Origin of the sequence: Glycomyces sp. NPDC049804 (assembly GCF_040674615.1) — a bacterium.
GTDB classification, from domain to species: domain Bacteria; phylum Actinomycetota; class Actinomycetes; order Mycobacteriales; family Micromonosporaceae; genus Glycomyces; species Glycomyces niveus.
Genome location: NZ_JBFAMQ010000041.1, coordinates 1 through 1560, shown reverse-complemented (window position 1 = coordinate 1560; position 1560 = coordinate 1). Strand labels below are relative to the sequence as shown.

Genomic DNA, 1560 nt, shown 5'->3' with positions numbered 1-1560 from the left:
GCTTGATTTTTAACCTTTGGCGCTGGTCAGGCGCTGTTCTCGTTCTCTCATGGTCTTCTCGCGCTTGGCTTTCTTGCCTGGGTCGCAGATCGGTGCCTTGCGCCGGTTACCTTGCCCGGCAGGGCGGCCGGGACCTGGCTTGGAGGGTTTCGGTGCACTGGTCAGGCGGGGCAGTGCCTGGTGGAGGTTCGGAAAGTCGCGGCGGACGCGGGCGGGTGTGAGCCGGCCTGGGGCCGCCGGGGCTTCCCAGGGCAGGCGCAGGTCGGCGGCGAGGGATCGTGCGAGGCGCAGCTGGGTGAACGCGGCGACGGTCAGCCAGGTCCATCGGTCGGCCGATTCGGGGTCGCGGACCTGCGGGACAGTCCAGCCGAGTGTCTGTTTGAGGAACCGGAAGGTGTGCTCGATGTCGAAGCGGCGCAGCCAGGCCGACCAGATGGTGTCGAGCAGGCCCGGGTCGAGGCCCTGCTGCGAGGTCCAGAGCCAAAGCGGGATCGGTCTGCCGGTGTGCGGGAGTCGTTCGGTCTCCAGGCGGATGAGGGTGCCGTCGATGACCGGTAGTGCGCCGTCGTGGCCGATCCAGGCGGCCCGATGGGTCAGGCGCGAGTGCATGTTCCCCCAGGCTCTGGCGTCGAGGCGGCCGTAGCGGTCGGTGTCGGCGCCGCTGGTCGTTTCCGCCTCGCCCCAGGTGTCAGGGTCGGCCATGCGAAAGAGCCGGCCGTGCTTGGGCGGGCGGCCCTGGCCCGGATAGGCGCCGGGCCTGCCGTAGAGCACTCGGTCCGAGCGCAGGCGCCCGACCACAATCACGGGCAGGTCCCTCAGTTGCCAGGCCAGGCGCGGGAGGTCGTATCCCGAGTCGGTCACGATCGTGATTGCCGGGTCGCCCGACCGGTGCTGCCCAGCCGCGATCAGGCCCTCGACCACCTCGCGCAATTGGGTCGCGGTGGTCTCGGCAGGGTCGTCGTCCTGGCCGATGCGCTGCGCGTCAAGGATCTGGGTCCATGAGGTCGCGCCGGGCTCGAGCGCGGCGACGAAGGAGTAGGTCCACCCGGGCACCATCTGGTCCTGGCCGCGGCCGTGCCCGGTGACGTGGCAGTACAGGCGGCCTGGTGCGCAGTTCGCGTCCGGACGCAGCCACCCGGTCGCATCCACGGCCAACACGATCCGCCCCCAGAGGCGTCTGATCGGCTGCGCGGCTAGGACCTCGCGGAGCCGGTCGGTGTCGATCCGGCCCGCGGCCAGAGCGTCGTAGAGCGCGCCGTGCCCTCGGGCGAACACCCCGGACAGCGACAGGCCCGGTAGTGACACCACCGGCCCGGAGCTGCACAACATGGCATCGGCGAGTTCGAACAACGCGTCCGATCGCGCCTTCAGACACTGATGGAACCCGGCCCGGAACCGGGCGAGTGCCCCGGCGCCCCGGTCGGTGCCGGGTTCAGGGAGAATAGACAAGCGAAGCCCTTGCTGTTGAGATTCTTTGTGTCGCAACAAGAATCATCAAGCAAGGGCTTCGCCCGTGTTCAAGCGGGGCCGCCTGACCAGCGCCAAAGGTTAAAAATCAAG

At 69.0% G+C, this 1560-nt stretch carries 1 protein-coding gene; it reads right to left on the bottom strand.

All coding sequences use genetic code 11. The features are described from left to right. Positions 1 to 9 precede the first annotated feature (9 nt). Positions 10 to 1443, bottom strand: a complete 1434-nt coding sequence (locus tag AB0K52_RS25600; protein ID WP_363537359.1) for an NF041680 family putative transposase — start codon at positions 1441 to 1443, stop codon at positions 10 to 12. Positions 1444 to 1560: the final 117 nt, after the last annotated feature.